Origin of the sequence: Paenibacillus apii (genome assembly GCF_011043685.1) — a bacterium.
Lineage (GTDB): Bacteria > Bacillota > Bacilli > Paenibacillales > Paenibacillaceae > Paenibacillus_AQ > Paenibacillus_AQ sabinae.
Window position 1 is genome coordinate 22,478 of sequence record NZ_JAAKGU010000019.1, and the last position, 22,788, is coordinate 45,265.

A 22,788-nucleotide genomic window follows, 5' to 3' on the forward strand; every position below is an offset into this window, starting at 1 on the left:
TAGAGCAGAGAGACCGCTGCTTCTACCGGCCGTTGCCGAATTTTCGCTTAAGCTGACTGACTCTTGCCTGACTGATGCCCAGCATCAGGGCAAGCTCCTTCTGATTGGCGGCCGGATGCTCCTGCATCGTTTGCTCCAGGCGGTCGCGGAGCTCTTCCGATTTCGTCTTCTTTTTGCCTGCGATACGTTCGAAAGTGGGTTCAAGCTGCTCCTTCTCCGGCTCCGGTTCACGATCTTCCAGGCCGGGGTTCGTCAGCTCCTGAAGGCAGCGGCTACAAATGAATTGATCCTTGAAATAGGTGACATTGTCCAGACTCCTGCAGAAGGTGCATTCCGTTGAAGTATATTTCCGCAATACAATAATGTGATCGTCCAAAATGAAAAACTCGATAGGATCCCCTATGTCGATATTTCGCGTCATACGGATTTCTACGGGAACCACAATGCGTCCAAGATTGTCTAAACTTCGGATCATGCCGGTATCCTTCATCCCATGTCCCTCATTTATATCTTCAGATTTGGTTGTATTTAATTATTATAACAGTAAATGTATTTTAAGATAAGGGGAAAGCATGTACGTAAAATAGACCTCCTGCACCAAAGGGGCAGAAGGTCCATTCGAAGGAAAGCTCATCTCCCGAGCATCAGGTAACGCCAACTGGTCGCCGGGATGGTCGATCTCGGTATCGGGATACGCCTTAGTTGTTCTCTACTGGCCAGACGAAAGGCTCGGCCTTGCTGTCATGCACCGAGACATACGGGTTATCCCGGATATAGAAGCGCCAGGGAAGGGCCGCATATTCCTCCGCGTAGGCGATGTTAATGCGCGGAGCCCGGACAATCGGAAGGCGGCGCGGATCGTAGCCGCTTTCCAGCCGGAGCGGGCCGCCGGGCTGATCGAGACGAAGCCCGTTCAGGCTTCGGTCAATCCGCAGCGCCCGGCAGAGCTTGCCAGGTCCGCCGGACAGGTCGGACGGCCTCCGGATAGCGGTTCCCCGGTTAGCGGCCATAAGCTGCGCATCCCGGGGAGACAGAGGCTCCACCGCACGAACCAGTACCGCGTGAGGATTGTTCTCCTCCGCGGTCACGATATTGAAGCAATGATGCATGCCGTAGATCAGATACACATAAGCGGTTCCTCCGGCGCGGAACATGGCATCGGTGCGGTCCGTCCGCCTTCCGCCATAGGCGTGGCTGCCTTTGTCTTCCGCTCCGCCGTAGCTCTCGGTCTCCACAATCCGGCAGCGGATCTCCCCGTCCACCGTGAGGCGGACGAGATGCTGGCCTAGCAGCAGCGGCGCCGCATGAAGCGCGGGCAGGGCAAAGAGGGAGGACAGGGACCGTCCTTCCGGCTTGCCGCAGTCATTGGGGTCCATAGGTACCACGTATAGAGGTCACCTCTCTTATCTAAACAGGTGGAAGCCGTTCTTTCGGCTGGGCTTGATGGGTCCTATCGTACCGGACCTTCACCCGCCGCGCAAGGAGTGGGAGCTAATTGAGCCACCAGCGCTTGATATCGCTCCACCAGGACCCGTCCTCTCCGGCCACGCCTTTTCCGGCGTCATTTCCCGTCGGTCCTTGCTTGCCGCTTCCGTGCAAATCGCAGTAGGCGGTCGGCTCGGTGCCGCTGATAAAGGTTTCCAGCGCTTTGTCGGGGCAGGCCGAAGTGGCAAGTTTGCCGGATTCGGGGTTGATGTAGACGCTGACGACGCCGTCAGGAATGGGAAAAATCTTCGGCGGCACATTCTCCAGCGCCTTTTCCGTGTACTGTGCAAAAATTGGCGCCGCCCGTCTCCCTTCGGTGGTCGTAATATCGCGTCCCTTGTCATAGCCTACCCAGACGGCGGTAGCCAGCTCCGGCGTAAAGCCGACCATCCAGGCATCGGTATCCGTTGTTCCGGTCTTGCCTGCGACGGGCCGCTTGATCAGTGAGGCTACCCGGTTGCCCGTCCCGCCCGTCTCGAACACCCCTTCCATCAGCCGGGTCAGCACATAGGCGGCTGCCGGCGGGACGACGCTTTCTCCTTCCGTCCGGGGCGCTTCATACAGGATGTTCCCCTTGGCGTCCGTTATCTTCAGGATAGCCGTCACCGGCATCTTGACGCCCCCGCTCGCGATGACCGAGAAGGCTCCGGCCATTTCCAGCGGGCTGACCGGCGAAGCGCCGAGCGCAAGCGATGGCACGTCCGACAGCGGGCTGATGATGCCCATCTTGCGGGCCATTTCGATGACCTTCTCCGGCCCCACCTTCATGATGGTATTGACGGCGTAAATATTGTCCGAGGCGGCAATTGCCTGCCGCATATTGATCTCGCCGAGGTATTTATCGCCGAAATTCCGGGGCTGGTACGTCTTGCGGTTGTTATCGTAATGAAACAGGGTCGGCTGGCTGTTGAAGACGGTAAGCCCCGTCATTTTCTTCTCGGACAGCGCGGTTAAATACATAATCGGCTTGAAAGAGGAGCCGGGCTGGCGGGTCTTCGTGAGCGTATGATTGAACTGGTTGGCCCGGTAATTGACGCCTCCGACCATGGCCTTGATATATCCGGTTCGGGGATCAACGGAGACAAGCGCCGTCTCCAGGCCGCCCGCTCCCGCCATCCCTTGCTCGACCGCTTCTTCGGCCGCCCTCTGCATGTCGGGATCAAGCGTCGTGTACACGCTCAGCCCTTCCAGCTCCAGCTCGCTTTGGCTGATGCCGAGCAGCTTGGCGGCCGAGGCGCCGACATAGTCGCGGAAGTAGGGAGCGGACTGCGAAGCCGTCTGCTGTTCCCGCGGCTTGATATTCAGCGTCTCCGCAGTCGCCCGCTCGGCCTCCGCCTGCGTTATTTCACCCGTCTGGACCATGGAGGACAGGATGATTTTCTGGCGTTTCTTGGCGTTCTCCGGGTGATTGTAAGGGGAATAATACGTCGGCCCCTTCGGAATCCCGGCCAGAAGCGCGCTTTCCGCAAGGTCGAGCGAACCGGCGGACTTCCCGAAGTACATCCGGGAAGCCGCCTCGACGCCGTATGCGCCATGGCCGTAATAGATTTCATTGAGGTACATGCGCAAAATGTCGTCCTTGCTGTACTTCATTTCCAGCTGCAGTGTATAAAATGCTTCTTTCGCCTTGCGGGTCCACGTCTTTTCATGAGAAAGATACAGGTTGCGGGCAAGCTGCTGGGTCAGCGTGCTGGCGCCCTGGGAGCGGCTTCCTTGTTCCAGATTAACCAGTGCCGCCCGCCCCATGCTCTTGAAATTAAATCCGGTATGCTCATAAAATTTGCGGTCCTCGACCGCCAGCGTCGCCTGAATCAGGAAAGGGGAGATCTCTTTAAGCCCGACCGGATCATGGCTGCGCCCGTCTTGCGAGAAGACGGCCAGGACATTTCCCCGGGAGTCCAGCAGCCTGGAGCGGGCATCGTCCGGAATCGGCGGGAGATCCTTCTTGTATACATAGCCGAGCAGCGCTCCGGCGGTGAGAAAGAGCAGGACCGCGGTGCCGGCCAGCAGCCGTAGGGCCATGCGCCAGCGGCTTTTTTTCCGTATAGGCTTATCCGGGGATTCAAACGGCATGACACCATGCTCCTTTGCACAAAAATGGATTCTTCTACTCATTATGGGGAAGGAGTAGGTTGGATATTCATTAAAGGAGGGGGAATCCGCGCATGGCCTTGGCGACAGCCGGGTAATAGATAATGGGAGGTGCTGACATGATATGGACTAAAAAATTACGAAATAACGCGCTGATGTTGCTTTCGGCGGTTCTGCTAGCCTTGACCGGCTGGAGCGCGGATATGCCTCGGGCAGGGGCGGCGCAGGCGCCCGTCTGCGGTACCGGCGATCACGGACTGCTCCAGAAGCTTCAACAAAAGCATACAAACGCGGATGAATCGCCGCTGGCCTTTTCCGATATTCAGTTTTTAGGCGCAAAAACCGGCCGCGGGGCCGGGAACGGCTTCATGATCGGGACGTCGGACGGCGGCTGCACGTTTCAGACGATTTACGAGGGCCAGTGGTCTTTCCGGCAAATCGATTTTCCCGATAACGTCTACGGCTGGGCGTTGGCGTCCGTACAGAACGGACAATCTGCATATTTGATCCGGACGACGGACGGAGGGTCGCACTGGAAACGGCTCTCCAGCGGCCCGGTTACGTTTACAAAAATCGATTTTTTAGACCGGCAGCACGGATTTGCCTATGACCGGGCCTTTGCCTATTACACCGCAGACGGCGGGGAGAGCTGGAGCAGAATTCCGACGCCCGCCAATACCCGCGGCGCGGTCTTTACCAGCCGCAGCAGCGGCTGGGCGGTGACGGTCGCTCCGGGCGAGGGCTACCGGATCAGAAGGACGTCCGATGGAGGCAAGAGCTGGTCGCTTCAGCTGAAATCAGCGTTCTCCTATCCGGAATTCGGTGATATTTACGCCAAGGGCAGTCAAGTATGGGGGGTGCTGTACGGGGGAACCGGCATGTCCCAGACCTCCTATTCCTTGTACGCCAGCCCGGATGGCGGCGGGAGCTGGCGGCGCGTCATCGCCCAGTCGACGGCGGGCGGCGGACCGGCGCCCGGAAGCGGCGGAAATCCGCTGCCGAAGGGTCCGGTCTCCGGCAAGCCCGGCAATATGCAGCTGGCCGGCGGCGCCGCCTTCCTCCTCGGCTATTCACCGGCTGGAGAACAGGTCGGCGTCGGCCGCTCCTACACGGGGGGCAGACAGTGGAGCAATTTGCCCGGCATTCCGGGATTTGACGGGGTGATTTCATTCACCGGAGCCAAGGAGGGCTGGCTTGCCGTCAGAGGGCCGGAGCAGTCTTCGCTGTATGCGACGCAGGACGGCGGCTTCACATGGAAGCAGAAGTTCTCTTTTCATGCGAAATAAGGATTATTTGTACGGCCGAGCATGTTTGGAAGCGGGCGGCATAATGGCGATAGCGTAAGGATGCTGGCCATAGAGTGCCTCTTGAATGGGGGGCTTAAGCGCCTGTAATGGCTGCTGGGCCCCTTTTTTATCTCCTATAGATCAGCGCTGCCGGTCCTTACGAGTGTGATTTTAAAGAGCGGTATGTTAAAATTATACATATTGAAATGTTCATTAATATAGCGATTGAATTGGCCCGGTGAACTGATTATAGTAGAACAATGGGATAGAGACGGCCCGCGCGTAAAGATCAGCAGCGAAGAATGGAGGGGCGAGGGTGCCAGACAACCAGCCGCATAAATATGGCGTTTCCATTACGCTCGCCAGCCGGCACGATGGGGAGACAAGCGTTCTCAGCGTAGGCGGAGAGGCTGTGCAGAAGGGGAAGCAGCTATACATCCGTTTTGAGGAGCCCGGACAGGGACCGCAGGGCCCTGAAGTCTCCGTGCGGACAACGATCAAGATTCTGGAGGACGAGCTGCGTATCATCCGCCATGGCGGAGTCGAGTCGGAGCAGTCTTTTCAGAGCGGACGGCGCCTGCCCGGATTTTACCGTTCTCCATATACCCAATTCAATCTTTCCACCGAGACAAGCACGCTCGGCATCTCGAGGCAGGGACGTTCCCTGACGGCAGCATGGGAATACGAGTTATATGTGTACGACGAGCCGTCGGGACAGTTTGCCATCAGTTTGCATATACAGGAGGAACCTTAAAGATGAAACAAAGTCAAAATCCGCTTGCCCTGGTCAATGAAAGGGTGAAAGAAGCCATCGCCGACGCGATTATCGCGGCCGGTCTGGTTCAGCGGGAAGAGCTTCCGGTCATTGTGCTGGAAGTGCCGAAGGACAAAGCCCATGGCGATCTGGCAACCAACGCCGCCATGCAGCTGACCAAGATCGCCAAGCGCAATCCGCGCCAGATCGCCGAGGCGATTGTGGAGCATCTGGATCTTAGCAAGGCTTCGATTGAAAAAGCGGAAATCGCCGGACCGGGATTTATCAACTTTACGCTGTCCAAGTCGTATCTGTATCCGGTCATCGCGCTTTCCCTGGAGCAGGGGGACGATTACGGCCGCACCGATGCTGGTGAGGGACAGAAGGTGGAAGTCGAATTCGTCAGCGCCAACCCGACGGGCAGCCTGCACCTTGGCCATGCCCGCGGCGCAGCCGTAGGGGATGCGCTCTGCAACGTGCTCGATTTTGCCGGGTACAGCGTTACCCGCGAATATTATATCAACGACGCAGGGAACCAGGTCGCCAACCTGAGCAAGTCGATCGAGGCCCGGTATCTGCAGGAGCTGGGCCAGCCGGCGGAGATGCCGGAGGACGGCTATTTCGGCGAAGACATCAAAGGCTTTGCCAAAGAGCTTGTTGCCGAAAAGGGCGAATCGTTGCTGGAGATGACCCCCGGAGACCGGGCGGCCTTTTTCCGCGCTTACGGGCTGGAGAAGGAGCTGGACAAAATCAAACGCGATCTGGGGCGCTTCCGCGTGCCGTTTGACATCTGGTTCAGCGAAACCTCGCTGTATGAGACCGGGGAAGTGCTGCGAGCTCTTGACGAGCTGCGGGACCGCGGCGAAGTGTACGAGCAGGACGGAGCCACCTGGCTGCACACGACCAAGTACGGCGACGACAAGGACCGCGTGCTGATCAAGAACGACGGCACCTATACGTATCTTACGCCGGACATTGCCTACCACAGAGACAAATACGCCCGCGGATACGACAAAATGATCAATATCTGGGGCGCCGACCATCACGGCTACATTCCGCGGATGAAAGCGGCGATGGCCTCACTGGGCAATGATCCGGGCAAGCTGGTCGTGCTGATCGCCCAAATGGTCAGCCTGTTCCAGGACGGCGAGAAGGTGAAAATGTCCAAGCGGACCGGCAAGGCGGTCACGATGGAAGACTTGATGGACGAAGTCGGCGTCGACGCGATCCGCTATTTCTTCACCATGCGAAGCATGGATTCCCATCTGGACTTCGACATGGATCTTGCTGTATCGACCTCAAACGAAAATCCGGTGTTCTATGTACAATACGCGCACGCGCGTATTTGCAGCGTATTCCGTCAAGCCGAGGAGCAGGGTATAACCCTGCCCGAACTGTCCGCCATCGACTACTCGAAGCTGACGGCGGAGCATGAATACGCCCTGCTTCGCAAAGTCGGCGAGCTTCCGTTCGAGGTGGCTCTGGCCGCCGAGGGCTATGCGCCGCACCGCCTGATCCGCTATGTGTACGAGCTGGCGGCTCTCTTCCACAGCTACTACAAAGCGGAACGCGTCATCACCGAAGATGCCGCCCAGACGCTGGCGCGGCTCGCGCTGCTCGGCTCCGTTCGCCAGTCCATCGCGAACGTGCTGCGCCTTGTCGGCGTGACGGCGCCGGACCGGATGTAGCCGCCTTTCACCAAATGCGGCGGAAGCCTGCCGCTTTTGAAACGCATACAAGCTTGAAAAGCCGCTCAAAAGGGCGGCTTTTTTAGTACCTGTCAAATGAAGCTGCTGCTTGCTGCCCCTGCGCTTCATCCCGGCACGCGCGGCCCCGAATTTGCGCATTTCTGCCGTCTCGCCCGCGACCGCAGCAGGCGCATCGCGTCCAGCGCCCCGCCGCCAAGCGCGGCCCGGCGCTGGCCCTTGCGCAGCAGCAGCGGCGCTGAGGAGCGGCGCAGCATCTGCTTCAGCTCCCGGGGCGTCGTGCCCGGGCGCAGGGCGAGCAGCAGGGCGGCGGCTCCCGTCACATGCGAGGTCGCCATGGAGGTGCCGCTCATTTCCTTATAGCTGTCCTTCGGCCAGCAGGAAGGAACGTTCTCCCCCGGGCCGTATACATCGATATAAGCTCCGTGGTTGCTGAAGGAGGCGACGCGGCGCTTGCGGTCGATGGCGCCGACGGCGATCGTCTCGCTGTAGCGGGCCGGATAGTCTCCTCCCCGCTTGCCGTCATTGCCCGACGAGGCAATAATCGGAATGCCCGCACGGTAGGCTTTGATGACAACATCGTGAAGCGCTATACTTCGGCTCTTCATTCCGAAGCTCATATTAATGAGGTCGATCCGGTTCTGAACGCACCAATCGATGGCGAGAACGATATCGGACACGAACGCCGAGCCGGTATGATCAAAGGCTTTGACCGGGTAAATCAGGGCGCGCGGCGCCACCCCCATCATGCCCCGAGTGCCGCCTGAGGCGGCGAGTGTACCGGCGATATGCGTGCCGTGCCCGTTATCGTCAATCGGCAGCATGCCGCGATGCAGCAGATTGACTCCGGCGGCGAGTGAAGATTTGAGATCGGGATGGAGGAAATCGGCTCCGGTATCGATGACGCCGATTTTAATATGAACGCCGGTCGATCTCGACCAGGCCTGGGGAGCGTGAATTGCACGGACGCCCCAGGGCAGAGAGTGCGGAGGCTTATACGCTGAGAGGGGAGGGGCTTTTGAATGGATTTGAATACGCAAATCTTCTTCGACGGCAATTGCTTCCCCATATCTTTGCATCAGCTTCACGGCTCCGGCCGCCGGCACAAAAAAAGCCCGGATCAGCGGAGACGCCTTGACCCTGCGCAGTCCGGGCCGGCGGGACTTCAGGGATTTCCACTGCGACAGCGCCCCGGCATACTGACGGGGATCGTGAAAAGTAACGATTCGCCGTTCTGCGTTCCCGGGAGCGGCAGCCGCTTCTTCAAGCACCAATTTCCAAAATTCGTGAAGGTCCATTGTTTGGCTATCCCCTCCTGCTGCCGTGCTTCCATATTTTATGAGGAGGGGGAGAAGCCCGCGTGGGAGCCTGCCTTTTTTTTCAGAAATAGGCCGTCTGTCGTGTCAAAAGAGAGGCCGATACATAAAATAGTGTAAGAGGGAAGGCCCTCTTTGAAACAAACGCCGAGCCGACCCTTGGCGTGGATACAGTCAGGTGCGGAGGAACTTCCTCCGCCTTTTCATTTCATACATAGCGCCAGGCAGCGAAGCGGCAGCAGTCTCCTTCCCGGGTTCTTGCTTTTTCGCTGCCGGCAGACAGGGCTTTGCGCATTCCGTTTTTGACCAGACTTTTGCCTGTCCGGATTTTCGGGAAAACTGCTTGAAACGGTTGATTTTGGCCTTTCGGAACAAGGGGCAGGGGTATGCGCCAATTTGACTTGCATTTTGTTCTCAAATAGGTTTTACTTAGGTTTGTCAATGAATGTTAACGAAATAACGGCCGAATCAAGCCATAGCGTGAACAATGCGTGAGAGGAAGTGTCCCGAAGTGAGTACGCCACTTAATTTGAAGCTGGATCCTGAAAAAATCAAAGAAATGCCGATGGTGGACCTGGCGTTTCTGATTCTGAAAGCGGCCAATACGCCGTTCTATTACCGTGATCTGATGGCCGAAGTGGCCAAGCTGCGCGGAATGACCGAAGAAGAGATTAACGATACGATTGCCCAGTTATATACCGAAATTAATATCGACGGGCGTTTTGCCTGTGTCGGAACCAACCTGTGGGGTCTGAAACGCTGGTATCCGCTGGAGCGCTCCGACGATCCGATCGGCAACTCCAAGCGTCCGCGCATCATCAATGATGAAGACGACGATCTGGACGATGAAGATTTCGCCGAGGAAGAGGATTCCTACTCCGGCGATGATGATGACTTCGACGTGATCGACGAAGACCGTGACGATCTGTACTCCGATGATGACAGCGAAGATGAAGTCGACGAAGAAGTCGTTATGGATGATGAAGACCTCGATGACGAGGATCTGGACGAAGAAGACTCCGAAGAAGAGAGCGAAGACGACGACCAGGAAGAGGAAGAAGACGACAAATATTAAGACTTTTTTGGTCCAATATTTCTTGCTTGACATCAATAAAGCCTACAGAGTAAACTATTTGATGGGCTTTTGATGAAATTAAATTCTATATTTTTAAAAATAAAAAGTGCCCCCGGTTCTGCGGGTGTCACTTTTTTGTTTTTTAGATATATGTTGGTGCCGGAACACGCTGTGATAACGATCAGTCGAAAGTGGCGGACAGGCTTCCCCGAGACATTTGGGCGATTTTGATTTTCTCCGTTTTGCCGCTCTGGAAACGGGTTACGATAACATCATACATCGCCTGATTTTACGGATATTATTTAGGAGGGTTATGCATTGACAAAGTATATTTTTGTAACGGGTGGCGTAGTGTCCTCCCTGGGCAAGGGAATTACGGCCGCTTCGCTCGGCAGGCTGCTTAAAAACAGGGGTCTTAAGGTAACGATTCAGAAATTCGATCCGTACATTAATGTGGACCCGGGAACGATGAGTCCCTACCAGCACGGTGAGGTATTTGTTACGGATGACGGAGCGGAGACCGACCTTGACCTCGGGCACTACGAGCGTTTCATTGACATCAACCTGTCCAAGAACAGCAACGTCACGACAGGCAAAGTGTATTCCTCGGTGATCAGCAAGGAAAGGCGCGGCGAGTATCTAGGAGGCACGGTGCAGGTCATTCCTCATATTACAAATGAGATCAAGGAACGTGTATTCCGCGCGGGCCGCGAGACCGGCTCGGACGTTGTCATTACCGAGATCGGCGGCACCGTTGGCGACATCGAGAGTTTGCCTTTCCTTGAAGCCATCCGTCAAATCAAGAGCGATATCGGCCGTGAAAATGTAATGTATATCCACGTAACCCTCATTCCTTATATCAAGGCTGCGGGCGAAGTAAAGACGAAACCGACCCAGCACAGCGTCAAAGAGCTCCGCAGCATCGGGATTCAGCCGAATGTCATTGTCTGCCGTACGGAATATGAGCTTTCCGCGGACATGAAGGCCAAGATTGCCCTGTTCTGCGATATCGACGCGAATGCGGTTGTGGAATGCCGCGACGCCTCGACGCTCTATGAGGTTCCGCTTAATCTGCGTAACGAAGGTCTTGACGAGATTGTCGTCAACCACCTGAAGCTGACTACGCCGGCGCCGGATATGAGCGAGTGGGAAGCTCTGCTTGCCCGCATCAACAAGCTGGAGCGCAACGTCGAGATCGCGATTGTCGGCAAATATGTGGCGCTGCACGACGCTTACCTCAGTGTGGTGGAGTCTCTTTCCCACGCGGGATTCGACGCTAATTCCGAAGTCAACATCCGCTGGGTAAACGCTGAAGAGATCACGAACGAGAATGTGGACGAGGTGCTTCGCGGCGTCGGCGGAATTCTGGTGCCCGGAGGCTTCGGCGACCGGGGCATCGAAGGCAAGATTACCGCGATCCGTTATGCCCGTGAGAAAGGTGTGCCTTTCTTCGGTATTTGCCTCGGTATGCAGGTATCCGTTATTGAATACGGCCGCTCAATCCTGGGACTCGCGGGAGCGAACAGCTCGGAGATCGATCCGGCGACGCCGTATCCGGTCATCGACCTGCTCCCCGAACAGAAGGATATCGAGGACCTTGGGGGCACCATGCGTCTGGGACTTTATCCCTGCAAGCTTCAGCCGAATTCCCTGGCGATGTCCTGCTACGGAGATGAACTGGTGTATGAGCGCCATCGTCACCGGTACGAGTTCAATAACTCCTACCGCGATCAAATTGAAAAAGCAGGCCTGCTGATTTCCGGCACTTCCCCGGACGGACGTTTGGTTGAGATCGTAGAGCTTCCGGGCCATCCGTGGTTCCTGGCGGTTCAGTTCCATCCGGAATTCACTTCCCGTCCGAACCGTCCGCAGCCGCTGTTCCGTGAATTTGTCAAAGCCTCGCTTGCCCACGCGGAGCAATTGTAGGCTCAGCCGGCACATTATATCGGATTCTCCGAAAAATGAAGAGCTTCCCTGGCGGGAGGCTCTTTTTTTATGGTGCGTCGGGATCGGCCATCCCTGAATATGCCCTAATGTCCAGGCCGAATTTTGCGGCTGGAATTTTACTTGGGCCGGGCAACCTGCCTTTGTACTGTTTTATGACGTATAATTACGCATTTTTTACCAGTTAGCAGGAGTTTCCCGGTTAAGCACGAATTATAGTTCTTCGTATGGATTTTTGAGAAGACCGTCGGACGAGGTAAGGTGGATCTGCCACATATCAGGGAGGGTTACGAATGGAGAAAAAGAAAAAGAAAGTATTAATCGTCGATGACCAAAACGGGATTCGGATCCTGCTTATGGAGGTTTTTAATAGCGAAGGCTACACGACATTCCAGGCAGCCAACGGAAAAGCGGCTTTGGATATTGTGCGCAGCGACTGCCCCGATTTGGTTCTCCTCGACATGAAAATCCCGGGAATGGACGGACTGGAAATTTTAAAGCATATTAAAGAGATCAACACGGAGATCAAGGTTATCATGATGACGGCGTACGGCGAGCTGGACATGATCAAGGAAGCGACGAAACTTGGGGCGCTTATGCATTTCACCAAGCCGTTCGATATCGATGAAATGCGCGTTGCGGTCAACATGCATTTACGGACAGGTTCTGTGGACCGCTACAGTTAAAGCCGGGGATTCTGCGATAAGCAGAGTCCCTTTTTTGAGGCCATTCTACCGGCCCTCGATCGATAGTCGCAGGACTATTTCCGGATGTATGCATCGGGAACATTTAGGGTAATAAAAAGAAGACCGGATGGTAACATCATCTTGACATCAGGTGGTTGGGCGAATTTCGTCCCGCCGGGACATTTTTTTGTCTAAACTCTTTAGTATTTGAGACAGGTTGTGCTATAATAGGCCTGTATGTGATGTCGGCTTAAAAAAAGCGAGAAACCATTTTTAGGAGGATGAACTATGCCATTGGTATCTATTACAGACATGTTGAACAAAGCTCTTGAAGGGAAATACGCGGTTGGTCAATACAACATTAACAACCTGGAATGGACCCAAGCGATTTTGGGCGCCGCAGAAGAAGAGAAATCCCCGGTTATTCTGGGTGTGTCCGAAGGCGCAGCGCGTCATATGGGCGGTTTCAACACGGTGGTCAAAATGGTAGAAGGTCTTATTCAAGACATGAATATTACTGTTCCTGTAGCGATTCACCTTGACCATGGATCCAGCTTTGAGAAATGTAAAGCAGCCATCGACGCCGGATTTACTTCCGTTATGATCGACGGATCCCACCATCCGATTGAAGAAAATATCGAAATGACCAAGCAAGTCGTTAACTACGCGCATTCCAAAGGCGCTTCCGTAGAAGCCGAAGTTGGTACGGTTGGCGGACAAGAAGACGACGTTGTGGGCGGCATTATGTACGCCAAGCTGGAAGAGTGCGTAGCGATTGTACAAGAGACCGGTGTTGACGCTCTGGCTCCGGCTCTGGGTTCCGTTCATGGTCCTTACCTCGGCGAGCCTAACCTTGGATTCAAGGAAATGGAAGAAGTTCGCGACGCCGTTAAAATTCCGCTCGTTCTTCATGGCGGTACCGGTATTCCGAAACATGACATTGACAAAGCGATCTCCCTCGGAACTTCCAAAATTAACGTAAACACCGAGAACCAAATCGCATTCGCCAAGGTTGTTCGCGAAGTGCTGGCAGCTAAACCGGACGCTTATGACCCTCGTACATTTATCGCACCGGGCCGCGAAGCTATCAAACAAACCGTTATCGGAAAAATCCGCGAATTCGGTTCCAACAACAAAGCTTAATCGTGTATAATGGGCTAGTCAGCTTTAATCGGTTATAATGAATGGAATAGCATGATTTGGAGAGCACACCGCTTAGCCGGTGTCTTTCCATTTAAATACAGAATTTTTTCCTTTCGGATGAATACGATGCGGGCAGCGGGGCTGCGTTTCAGCAGCCCTGCTGTGCTTTCCGCCGTCTTACGAGCTATTATGATCGAAAGCAGCTGCAATACATCTAGGGGGAACCATATAATCAATGGAAAAATTAATGATTGGCGGTGGGCGTCCGCTGCAAGGCATGGTGACGATCAGCGGTGCAAAGAACAGTGCGATTGCGCTCATACCTGCGGCGATTTTGGCTGAATCGGAAGTTGTTCTGGATAACTTGCCCTCCCTTAGCGATGTGGCCGTCTATTCTGAAATTCTGCAAGAGCTTGGCGCCAAAGTAGTCTGGTCGGACAGCCAGATGAGAATCGATCCTTCCCAAATTATATCCATTCCTATGCCCAACGGTCCTGTCAAGAAGCTTCGGGCTTCTTATTACATGATGGGAGCGCTCCTGGGACGCTTCAAAGAAGCGACCATCGGACTTCCCGGAGGCTGCAATTTCGAACCGAGACCAATCGATCAGCATATCAAGGGATTTGAGGCGCTGGGGGCGACCGTCACCAACGAACATGGTGCCATTCACCTGTATGCCAAAGAACTGCGCGGCGCAAAGATTTATCTTGACGTATCCAGCGTCGGCGCGACAATTAACATTATGCTTGCGGCTTCCCGGGCCAAAGGCTCTACCATTATCGAAAACGCGGCCAAAGAGCCTGAGATTATAGATGTAGCCACTTTGCTTAATTCCATGGGCGCCATTATTAAAGGTGCCGGAACCGAAACGATACGGATTGAAGGCGTGCCGGAAATGCACGGGTGCCGTCACTCTATTATCCCCGACCGGATTCAGGCGGGTACCTACATGATCGCTGCGGCTGCTACACGCGGCAATGTACTTATTGACAATGTAATTCCCAAGCATCTGGAGGCGCTGACGGCCAAGCTGCTGGAAATGGGCGTCGAAGTCGAGGAACTCGATGAGAGTATCCGGGTTATCGGTAAAGCGGTCTACGAACCGGCCGATGTCAAGGCGCTCGTCTATCCCGGCTTCGCTACCGATCTGCAATCGCCGATGACCACGATGCTGACTCAGGCGAAGGGCGTAAGCGTGCTTAGCGACTTCGTATACAGCAACCGCTTCAAGCATGTGCCGGAGCTGCTGCGCATGGGGGCGAAGATACGCGTTGAAGGAAGATCGGCCATTATTGAGGGTAACAAACTCAATGCGGCCAAAGTCAGAGCGGCCGACCTTAGGGCCGGCGCCGCGCTTGTCATTGCCGGACTGACCGTTGAAGACGGCATAACGGAAGTAACAGGAGTCGAATATATCGACCGCGGTTACGACAATCTCGTATCCAATCTCCGTGAGCTGGGGGCCGAGGTTTGGCGGGAGGAAGAGTAGTCCTCAAGCACTTTAATTTCTGAAGCGGAACGCATGGAGGTTCGCCGGGTAGCGAAGACTTATGACTTATCGGCGTGCCGCCATGATGTTCGCTAATGAATTATTCCCCGATTTTTCAAAAAGATTTGCAAAAATCTGCATATCTTCCTCCATTTTGGGTAATGCTATCCTAATGAGGATTTTTGCTGTACAACCGAAACAATCCAAGTGAAATCAAGTATTGCATTACAACCGGCAACGATATGCTGTTGTTCAACCGATTCCTCGCTTCTGATTCAGGCATATGCCGCAAGCGTCGAGCCCTGCGGTTATCCACCGGCACCCGGCCCGTCCAGTTGCCGCTCACCCACCCTCTGCATTATGTCATCTAACTTTCTGACAAATTTATGTCATAGTTGGCTTTTTTAATGTGCAACCTCACGCATTTTGAACTTATATAAATTGAATAGGTGGTTATTATATGGATCTTCAAATTTCCGACTTGGAAGAAATGAAGCTGACCGAGCTATACAAGCTGGCCAAGAAATACCAGATTCCTTATTATGGTCAGATGAAGAAGAGAGAATTGATTTTTGCCATACTGCGTGCCCAGGCAGAGCAGAGCGGTCTGATGTTTATGGAGGGCGTGCTCGAAATTTTGCCGGAGGGTTACGGTTTTCTCAGACCGATCAACTATTTGCCGAGCGCGGAGGATATTTATATTTCGGCTTCGCAAATTCGCAAATTTGATCTCCGTACCGGAGATTTGGTATCCGGCAAGTGTCGAACGCCCAAGGAGAACGAGCGTTATTTCGGACTGCTGCAAGTCAATGCCGTCAATGGCGAGAATCCTGCCAGTGCGGCCGAACGTCTTCACTTCCCGGCCCTTACACCGTTATATCCTCAAGATAAGCTTGCGCTTGAAGCAACGCCTACCCATTTGTCCACCCGCATTATGGACCTGCTCGCGCCCGTTGGCCTGGGACAGCGCGGTTTGATTGTCGCTCCGCCCAAAGCCGGCAAGACGCTCCTGCTCAAAGAAATTGCAAACAGCATCTCCTCGAACAACCCTGAGATTGAACTGTTTGTCCTGCTGATCGACGAACGTCCCGAGGAAGTGACCGATATGCAGCGTTCCGTCAAAGGCGAAGTCATCGCCTCGACATTCGATGAGCTTCCTGAAAATCATATCAAGGTGGCGGAGCTGGTGCTCCAGCGGGCGCTTCGTCTCGTTGAGCATAAAAAAGACGTCGTCATTCTGCTGGACAGCATTACCCGGCTTGCACGCGCCTATAATCTCGTTGTCCCTCCTTCCGGCCGTACGCTTAGCGGCGGGATCGACCCGGCGGCGTTCCACCGGCCGAAGCGCTTTTTCGGCTCTGCGCGCAATGTCGAGGAAGGCGGCAGTCTGACAATTCTCGCGACGGCGCTCATTGATACCGGCTCGCGGATGGACGATATTATTTATGAAGAGTTCAAGGGCACGGGCAATATGGAGCTGCATCTTGACCGGAAGCTCGCGGAACGCCGCATTTTTCCGGCTATCGATATTCGCCGCTCCGGCACGCGCCGCGAAGAAGTGCTGCTGAGCAAGGAAGAGCTGGATACCATTTGGACGATCCGCAAAAACATGAACGATTCCTACGATTTTGTGGAGAACTTTATTAAAAAGCTTCGCAACACCAAGACAAACGCCGAGTTCCTGGCTTCCTTCGATACATCCGAGAACAAGGAATCGGCTAGCGGGACAGCGAGCAGCGGCGGGACGTCGAACAGCGGCGCCTCCGCGCGGCGCCCGATGCGCGCCAAGGCGGCTTCGGTCACAACTACAACCTAAGATAATCAAGAGGAGAATAACATGCATTTGGTATATGCCGACGGGCAAGGAAATGTATACGATCATCCCGAGCTGCATGGGCTCGCCCGCAGCGGGGATATGATTGTCGAACTGTTGGAAGAAGAACTGATTCCGCTGCCGGAAGGGGCGACGCTTTCTCTTCTGCCGAATTCAAGAGCCGTCGGAATGAACCCGTCCACCGGCGAGATGCTGCCGCTGCCGGAAGGCTCGCAGGCGGTAGGAGCGCTGCTTCCGCAGGGCTATACCCGTCTCTGTCTGCCGGGATATGTCAAGACGGATAAGTCCTACAAGCTGCCGCTGTTCGGTTATACGGCCGTCGTATGGAAAGACGGGGGCTTCTATGTGGCCGCAGAGAAGACGGATGACCCTTTCAAGTGGAATCCGCTTAACTGCGACCGCGCTGCGGTTCGCAGCGGGGTGGCCGCCTTAACCGCCAAATATCCGGAGAACCGGCTGTACGAACATCTTTCGAACTGTGCGCTCGGCTATGAGTGCCTGACGTCCTCGAATACCTTTCTGAACCGCTGGGAAGGCGGCGTGCCCGTGTCGTATTCATGCAACGCCGGCTGCTTCGGCTGCATTTCCGAGCAGCCGGATGACAGCGGCTTTGTCTCGCCGCAGACGCGGATGAATTTCCGGCCGAGAGTGGACGAGATTGTACAGGTGATGCTGGAGCATCTGAAAACGCCGGAATCCATTATCAGCTTCGGCCAGGGCTGCGAAGGCGAGCCGTCGACGCAGGCGAAGCTGATTATAGAGGCGATCCGGGAAGTCCGATCGATTACAGATATGGGGTACATCAACATCAATACTAACGCCGGCCTGAGCGATCATATCCGGGGGATTGTCGACGCCGGACTCGATTTGATGCGCGTCAGCACGATCAGCGCGCTGGACGATCACTACAACGCCTATTACAAGCCGCGCGGTTATTCTCTGGCTAGTGTGGAGAAGTCGCTGAAATATGCGTCCTCCCAGGGCGTTTACACTTCCATTAACTATCTTGTATTTCCGGGGGTAACCGACCGGGAAGAAGAGGTTGAAGCCATGGTCGAATTTGTAAAGCGCACCGGGCTCAAGCTGATCCAGATGCGCAATCTTAATATTGACCCCGAGAGCTATCTTGAGCTGATTCCTCCGTCGCAGGGAGAGCTTCTGGGTATGAAGACGATGCTCGACATTTTCCGTGAGGAATTGCCGGAAGTGGTCATCGGCTCGTATACGCATGTTCCTCCGGCAGGAGAAGCCCGGACGAAAAGAGCGATTGCCCGCTTTTAGCCTTAAAGAGGCAGCGCATATTCCCGATTAGCTTTCTATTGCCTCTCTGCTTATTTCGTGCTAAACTACATCTATGTGTCTTATATTAACTCTGAGTCCGCCTGAGGCTCAGGGCAAAAGAGGTGAAATTTAAATGCAAACTGCAATTCAGCCGAAATATAATGTCGTAAACGTAACTTGCGCCTGCGGCAACACATTCGAAGCTGGTTCCGTGAAACAGGAGCTGCGCGTCGAAATTTGCTCCGCATGCCATCCGTTCTTCACTGGCAAGCAGAAGTTCCTGGATGCCGGCGGCCGCGTCGACAGATTCAAGAAGAAATACGGTATCTAATCCGGTTTGCCGCAAGTCGGCAAGAATCGGTGGAAAGCCCTCCGCCTTTTGGCGGGGGGCTTCGTTTTTTTACTACACAATATATTTCATATGCTGCCTGGGAAGAATAACTGTCATAATAAAGGCGGCAGCTTCGGGTTTCTTATCCAGTTGATTTTTGCCCCGGCGTAGGCTATACTTATCTTCGCCGTGCTAGACGGGGAGGTAGCGGTGCCCTGTAACTCGCAATCCGCTATAGCGAGGTTGAATTCCTGTTAGAGGTGCTGTCGATGTGAGGCTTGGTCCCTACGCGCTGTGTTGACGGTTGGGTCCTCCGCAATGAGCGCTTGTGAACCTGGTCAGGTCCGGAAGGAAGCAGCCATAAGCAAGTTTGCTCTTGTGCCGGAGGGCAGCCTGGCCCGAGCAGCCGCGTAGGGTTGCCGCTCGGATCGCAGTCATCAATAACAGGTGCGCGGTTTATACTTAGCAATCTATCAAGCATCTTTGCGACAAGCGGAGATGCTTTTTGTTTTTGGTCTTGGGACGGAGAATATAGTATAATTAATGAAGCGATTAACGCCCGGGAAGCGGCGGTTGAAAGAGGGTAATGCTCTAGTGGAACACATCGCGCTGTACCGTGCCTGGCGGCCTCAAGCGTTCCAGGACATGGTCGGACAACAGCACATTATCCAGACGCTTCAGAACGCGATTCGCGAGCAGCGGGTTTCCCATGCCTATCTGTTCAGCGGCCCCCGGGGCACCGGCAAGACAAGCGCCGCCAAGGTGTTGGCCAAAGCGGTCAACTGCGAGCGGGGTCCGGGACCGGAGCCGTGCAATGAATGTCCGTCCTGCTTGCGGATTGCTTCGGGCGCGGTGATGGATGTGCAGGAAATCGACGCTGCGTCCAATCGGGGCGTGGAGGAAATCCGCGACCTGCGGGATAAAGTGAAGTACGCACCCACCGAGGTGCGGCGCAAAGTGTATATTATTGACGAAGTGCATATGCTGACTACGGAGGCCTTCAATGCTCTTCTGAAGACGCTGGAGGAGCCGCCCGCGCATGTGATGTTTATTTTGGCGACAACAGAGCCTCATAAGCTGCCGGCGACGATTATTTCGCGCTGTCAGCGCTTTGATTTCCGCCGGGTTTCGCTCGAGGAACAGACGGCCCGCCTGAGAGTGATCTGCGAGAAGGAGGGCATTTCCGCCGAGGACGACGCGCTGCAGTACATTGCCCGCCTGTCGGACGGGGGGATGCGCGACGCGCTCAGCGTGCTGGATCAGATCTCCTCCTTTACCGATGGCCATGTGACCTATCAGCAGGTGCTGGGCATGACCGGCGGCATACCGGCGGAGCAATTCGCCCGGCTGGCCAAAGCCATCTTGGAGAGCGATATGGGTGGGCTGCTCGAGCTGGTCGAACAGCTGATGCATGAGGGGAAGAGCGCCGACAAATGCCTGGAGAACCTGCTTTATTACTTCCGCGATCTGCTTATGATCAAAATGGTGCCGGGCTCTGCCGGCTTGACCGACAGAGTGCTGAATCCGGCGGAATTTCAGGATATGGCACAGGCTTTCTCGCGTGATCGGCTGTTCGAAATCGTAGATACGCTGAATCGTTATTTGAGCGAGATGAAATACGCCACACATCCCCAGACGCTGTTTGAGGTGGCGCTGATGAAGCTGTGCAGTCCGAAGGAGAGCAATGATACTCCCGTGACGCAGGCACGCGTGAGCGGCGCATCACCGGCCGATCAAGGGGAACTGGATGTGCTCAAACGGCAGATTGCCGCCTTAGAGAAGAAGCTGGAACAGGCACTCCAGTCCGGCGGGATTGCAGCCAATGGCCGGGAGAGCGGTGCGCCGAAGCCTGCAGCCGGTCGATCTTCTTCGGCTCCGCGCATTTCTTCCGTCTCCAAGCTTCCGCCGCAAATGGATAAATTCATATCGGGCAAGGACAGCGGTGATTTTGCGGCGGTTTATAAGCAGTGGGGTCAGGTGCTTCAGTCTGTTAAGGAAGAGAAGGTGACGGTTCACGCCTGGTTTGTCGACGGCGAACCCGTATCGGTGACCGATGACGCGGTGCTGGTTGCCTTCAAGAATACGATCCACCGGGAAACGACCGAGAAGCCGGCCAATAAGCAGGTTATCGAACGCGTTCTGGAGACCCGGCTCGGCAAGCCGTACCGGCTGGTTACGGTCATGCTCCGCGATTGGAGCGAAGCCTCCGTTAAATCGCCGAAGGCTCCAGATCAGGAGGAGCTGCGTCTGGAGCATGAGCACGAGACCGGAGAGGCTTCCAAGGAACCCTGGATTGACGAGGCCATTCAGCTGTTTGGCGAGGACCTCGTTGTCATAAAAGATTAATCCGCAAGTATACCCTATGCGCCTCTCGCGCAGTTATTAAGGAGACGATCACGAATGAACAATATGAATCAAATGATGAAGCAAGTTAAAAAAATGCAGGAACAGATGCTGAAAGCCCAAGAAGAGCTTGGCAGCAAAACGGTGGAAGGCTCTTCCGGCGGCGGGGTTGTAACCGTACAGGTTAACGGACACAAGAAGGTGCTGTCCATTGAGATCAAGCCGGAAGCGGTAGATCCGGAAGATGTGGAAATGCTGCAGGACTTGGTTCTTACGGCCGTAAACGACGCTCTGGCCAAAGCGGAAGAGCTGGCTAGTTCGGACATGGGCAAATTCACCGGTGGCATGAAGATCCCGGGTCTGTTCTAACAACGTGAAGGCTTAAGTTAATCATAAAGGAGATACCCTATTGTATTACCCCGAACCGCTTGCCAAGCTGATCGATGCTTTTACGCGTTTGCCGGGAATCGGCCCCAAGACGGCCGCCCGGCTTGCCTTTCATGTGCTGAACATGAAGGAAGACGAGGCGATTGATTTTGCCAAAGCGCTCGTCAGCGTGAAACGCAATCTCCACTATTGCTCGGTCTGCTGCAACATTACCGATACCGACCCGTGCCGGATCTGTCAGGATAAGACGCGAGACTCTTCGGTAATTTGCGTGGTGCAGGATTCCAAAGATCTTGTCGCCATGGAGCGGACCAAAGAATTTAATGGGTTCTATCATGTGCTTCAGGGCGCGATTTCGCCAATGGAGGGCGTCGGACCCGATGACATTCGGTTAAAGGAACTGCTGACAAGGCTCAGCGATGAGAGGGTGCAGGAGCTTATTTTGGCGACCAATCCCAACATTGAGGGGGAAGCGACAGCGATGTACATCTCCCGGCTCGTCCGTCCCTTTGAAGTGAAAGTAACAAGGATTGCCCACGGCCTGCCGGTTGGCGGCGATCTCGAATACGCGGATGAGGTGACCTTGTCCAAAGCGCTGGAAGGCCGGCGCGAATTGTTTTAATCCTATAGAGTCCTATTGCGGAAGAAGCCTGCCTAAAGGCTTCTTTTTTGTTTTCCGAAACTTCCCCGATCCCGATGCCTCTCCACAAAAACAATACCCTTGGCTGCTACTTCATAGTTCTAAGTTTGGCCTTGTCCCGATATGAATGAGAATATGCGGAGATGAAGGGCGTCTTCCCATAAATTTCATCATAAAGGAGGAATCGGGATGGGTTGGTTGAGCGGGTGGCGCAGTCAGAACGGCAAGGAGCAGGAAGAGGCTCAGGAGGAGCATTGGGATGTTTTTACCGAGATAAGGAAGGCTCATATGGAGTGGGAAAGAGCTCACCTGATGTTTGACGAAGCCGTAGGCCAAGACCAGATCGATTATGCCATTTTTATTTTGGAGGCGGCCGAACGGAAGTATCAAATTCACCTGAAGCATGCCAAAAGAATCGGGTTAAACCGCGACCGGCTGTAATGCCGCTTTGAAGATAAGGGGGGAGCAGGAATGAAAATTGTAGCGTCAGGCATACTAATTCTCTCTGCTGTACTGTTGGTGGCTGTTGTATTTAAGAAAAGATTGGGCTGGGGGTGGCTGGGCCTTTTCGGCTCCCACCTGATCCTGGCGGCAATTGGACTTTATATCGTCGATTTCACGCATTTGGCCGGAGGAGTGTACATCCCGTTGAACCCGGCAACGATAGGAACGGTGTCCGTTCTGGGTTTGCCTGGAGTGGCCATGCTCGTAGGTTTAAAAATTACCTTATTTGGGTAGTTGACGCGCATTTGCGTTATGTGATACATTAATACTCGGCTCTTCGGGCCAGATATGAAGCAGCGGGTTATCGAAAAGTGCTTTGAAAAAGAAAAAATAAAAAGTGCTTGACGATAACAACTAGACTGTGATATATTATAAAGGTCGCTGCAAGAGACACGGCGACGAACTGAAAGAGACTTTGATCTTTGAAAACTGAACAACGAGTGAGTATTAATTGAGAAGAAATTCTCGTCAGTTTGTTTGATGTGAGCTATCA

At 54.6% G+C, this 22,788-nt stretch carries 20 protein-coding genes and 1 other RNA gene; 17 read left to right on the forward strand and 4 right to left on the reverse strand.

Features of this window, described 5'->3' with window-relative positions:
• Positions 1-22: 22 nt before the first annotated feature.
• The 3 genes from G5B47_RS24590 to G5B47_RS24600 all read right to left on the reverse strand — a co-directional run bounded on the left by G5B47_RS24590 (position 23) and on the right by G5B47_RS24600 (position 3,558).
• Positions 23-490, reverse strand: a complete 468-nt coding sequence (locus G5B47_RS24590; RefSeq protein WP_165104026.1) for an AbrB/MazE/SpoVT family DNA-binding domain-containing protein — start codon at positions 488-490, stop codon at positions 23-25.
• 208 nt (positions 491-698) lie between these two features.
• The gene (locus G5B47_RS24595) at positions 699-1,376 is read right to left on the reverse strand and encodes a DNA-3-methyladenine glycosylase (protein WP_165104060.1); all 678 of its coding nucleotides are present in this window, start codon (positions 1,374-1,376) and stop codon (positions 699-701) included.
• A gap of 115 nt (positions 1,377-1,491) precedes the next feature.
• Complete coding sequence (locus tag G5B47_RS24600) at positions 1,492-3,558, reverse strand: transglycosylase domain-containing protein (protein WP_165104028.1); 2,067 nt, start codon at positions 3,556-3,558, stop codon at positions 1,492-1,494.
• A 137-nt stretch (positions 3,559-3,695) separates the two neighbouring features.
• Between G5B47_RS24600 and G5B47_RS24605 the strand changes: the two genes are divergently transcribed.
• The 3 genes from G5B47_RS24605 (at position 3,696) to argS (ending at position 7,304) form a co-directional block, all read left to right on the forward strand.
• Positions 3,696-4,862 carry a WD40/YVTN/BNR-like repeat-containing protein gene (locus G5B47_RS24605; protein ID WP_165104030.1) on the forward strand — a complete coding sequence of 389 codons (1,167 nt, stop codon included), beginning with the start codon at positions 3,696-3,698 and terminating at the stop codon, positions 4,860-4,862.
• Positions 4,863-5,178: 316 nt separating this feature from the next.
• On the forward strand, positions 5,179-5,616 hold the full coding sequence (locus tag G5B47_RS24610; RefSeq protein ID WP_165104032.1) for a DUF1934 domain-containing protein: 438 nt from the start codon (positions 5,179-5,181) through the stop codon (positions 5,614-5,616).
• Between the two features lie 2 nt (positions 5,617-5,618).
• On the forward strand, positions 5,619-7,304 hold the full coding sequence (gene argS / locus G5B47_RS24615; protein WP_165104033.1) for an arginine--tRNA ligase: 1,686 nt from the start codon (positions 5,619-5,621) through the stop codon (positions 7,302-7,304).
• A 125-nt stretch (positions 7,305-7,429) separates the two neighbouring features.
• Here the strand turns inward: argS and G5B47_RS24620 are convergent, their stop codons facing one another.
• Positions 7,430-8,620 carry a S8 family peptidase gene (locus G5B47_RS24620; RefSeq protein WP_165104035.1) on the reverse strand — a complete coding sequence of 397 codons (1,191 nt, stop codon included), beginning with the start codon at positions 8,618-8,620 and terminating at the stop codon, positions 7,430-7,432.
• Positions 8,621-9,149: 529 nt separating this feature from the next.
• On the opposite strand from G5B47_RS24620, the gene rpoE reads away from it, so the two are divergent.
• The 14 genes from rpoE (at position 9,150) to G5B47_RS24690 (ending at position 22,529) form a co-directional block, all read left to right on the forward strand.
• Positions 9,150-9,713 carry a DNA-directed RNA polymerase subunit delta gene (gene rpoE / locus G5B47_RS24625; protein WP_025332655.1) on the forward strand — a complete coding sequence of 188 codons (564 nt, stop codon included), beginning with the start codon at positions 9,150-9,152 and terminating at the stop codon, positions 9,711-9,713.
• A 318-nt stretch (positions 9,714-10,031) separates the two neighbouring features.
• Positions 10,032-11,639: a CTP synthase gene (locus G5B47_RS24630; RefSeq protein WP_165104036.1), complete on the forward strand. Its 1,608-nt coding sequence runs from the start codon at positions 10,032-10,034 to the stop codon at positions 11,637-11,639.
• A 311-nt stretch (positions 11,640-11,950) separates the two neighbouring features.
• Positions 11,951-12,343: a response regulator gene (locus tag G5B47_RS24635; RefSeq protein ID WP_165104038.1), complete on the forward strand. Its 393-nt coding sequence runs from the start codon at positions 11,951-11,953 to the stop codon at positions 12,341-12,343.
• Between the two features lie 288 nt (positions 12,344-12,631).
• Positions 12,632-13,486 (forward strand): class II fructose-1,6-bisphosphate aldolase, encoded by an 855-nt coding sequence (gene fba, locus G5B47_RS24640; RefSeq protein ID WP_165104039.1) that lies wholly within the window; start codon positions 12,632-12,634, stop codon positions 13,484-13,486.
• 235 nt (positions 13,487-13,721) lie between these two features.
• Entirely contained in the window at positions 13,722-14,975 is a 1,254-nt protein-coding gene (locus G5B47_RS24645) for a UDP-N-acetylglucosamine 1-carboxyvinyltransferase (RefSeq protein WP_165104041.1), read from the forward strand.
• Positions 14,976-15,435: 460 nt separating this feature from the next.
• Complete coding sequence (rho, locus tag G5B47_RS24650; protein ID WP_165104042.1) at positions 15,436-16,791, forward strand: transcription termination factor Rho; 1,356 nt, start codon at positions 15,436-15,438, stop codon at positions 16,789-16,791.
• Between the two features lie 21 nt (positions 16,792-16,812).
• Positions 16,813-18,090 carry a radical SAM protein gene (locus G5B47_RS24655; RefSeq protein WP_165104044.1) on the forward strand — a complete coding sequence of 426 codons (1,278 nt, stop codon included), beginning with the start codon at positions 16,813-16,815 and terminating at the stop codon, positions 18,088-18,090.
• 133 nt (positions 18,091-18,223) lie between these two features.
• A complete protein-coding gene (gene rpmE / locus G5B47_RS24660; protein ID WP_165104046.1) occupies positions 18,224-18,421 on the forward strand; it encodes a 50S ribosomal protein L31 in 198 nt (65 codons plus the stop codon).
• A gap of 187 nt (positions 18,422-18,608) precedes the next feature.
• An RNA gene (gene ffs / locus G5B47_RS24665) (signal recognition particle sRNA large type) lies at positions 18,609-18,876 on the forward strand.
• 139 nt (positions 18,877-19,015) lie between these two features.
• Positions 19,016-20,767, forward strand: a complete 1,752-nt coding sequence (gene dnaX, locus G5B47_RS24670) for a DNA polymerase III subunit gamma/tau (RefSeq protein ID WP_165104047.1) — start codon at positions 19,016-19,018, stop codon at positions 20,765-20,767.
• A 54-nt stretch (positions 20,768-20,821) separates the two neighbouring features.
• Positions 20,822-21,133, forward strand: a complete 312-nt coding sequence (locus G5B47_RS24675) for a YbaB/EbfC family nucleoid-associated protein (RefSeq protein WP_025332663.1) — start codon at positions 20,822-20,824, stop codon at positions 21,131-21,133.
• Positions 21,134-21,173: 40 nt separating this feature from the next.
• Complete coding sequence (recR, locus tag G5B47_RS24680; protein WP_165104049.1) at positions 21,174-21,773, forward strand: recombination mediator RecR; 600 nt, start codon at positions 21,174-21,176, stop codon at positions 21,771-21,773.
• A 207-nt stretch (positions 21,774-21,980) separates the two neighbouring features.
• Complete coding sequence (locus G5B47_RS24685; RefSeq protein WP_165103995.1) at positions 21,981-22,232, forward strand: DUF2508 family protein; 252 nt, start codon at positions 21,981-21,983, stop codon at positions 22,230-22,232.
• A 30-nt stretch (positions 22,233-22,262) separates the two neighbouring features.
• Positions 22,263-22,529, forward strand: coding sequence for a pro-sigmaK processing inhibitor BofA family protein (locus G5B47_RS24690; RefSeq protein ID WP_025332666.1), 267 nt, complete (start codon positions 22,263-22,265; stop codon positions 22,527-22,529).
• Positions 22,530-22,788: the final 259 nt, after the last annotated feature.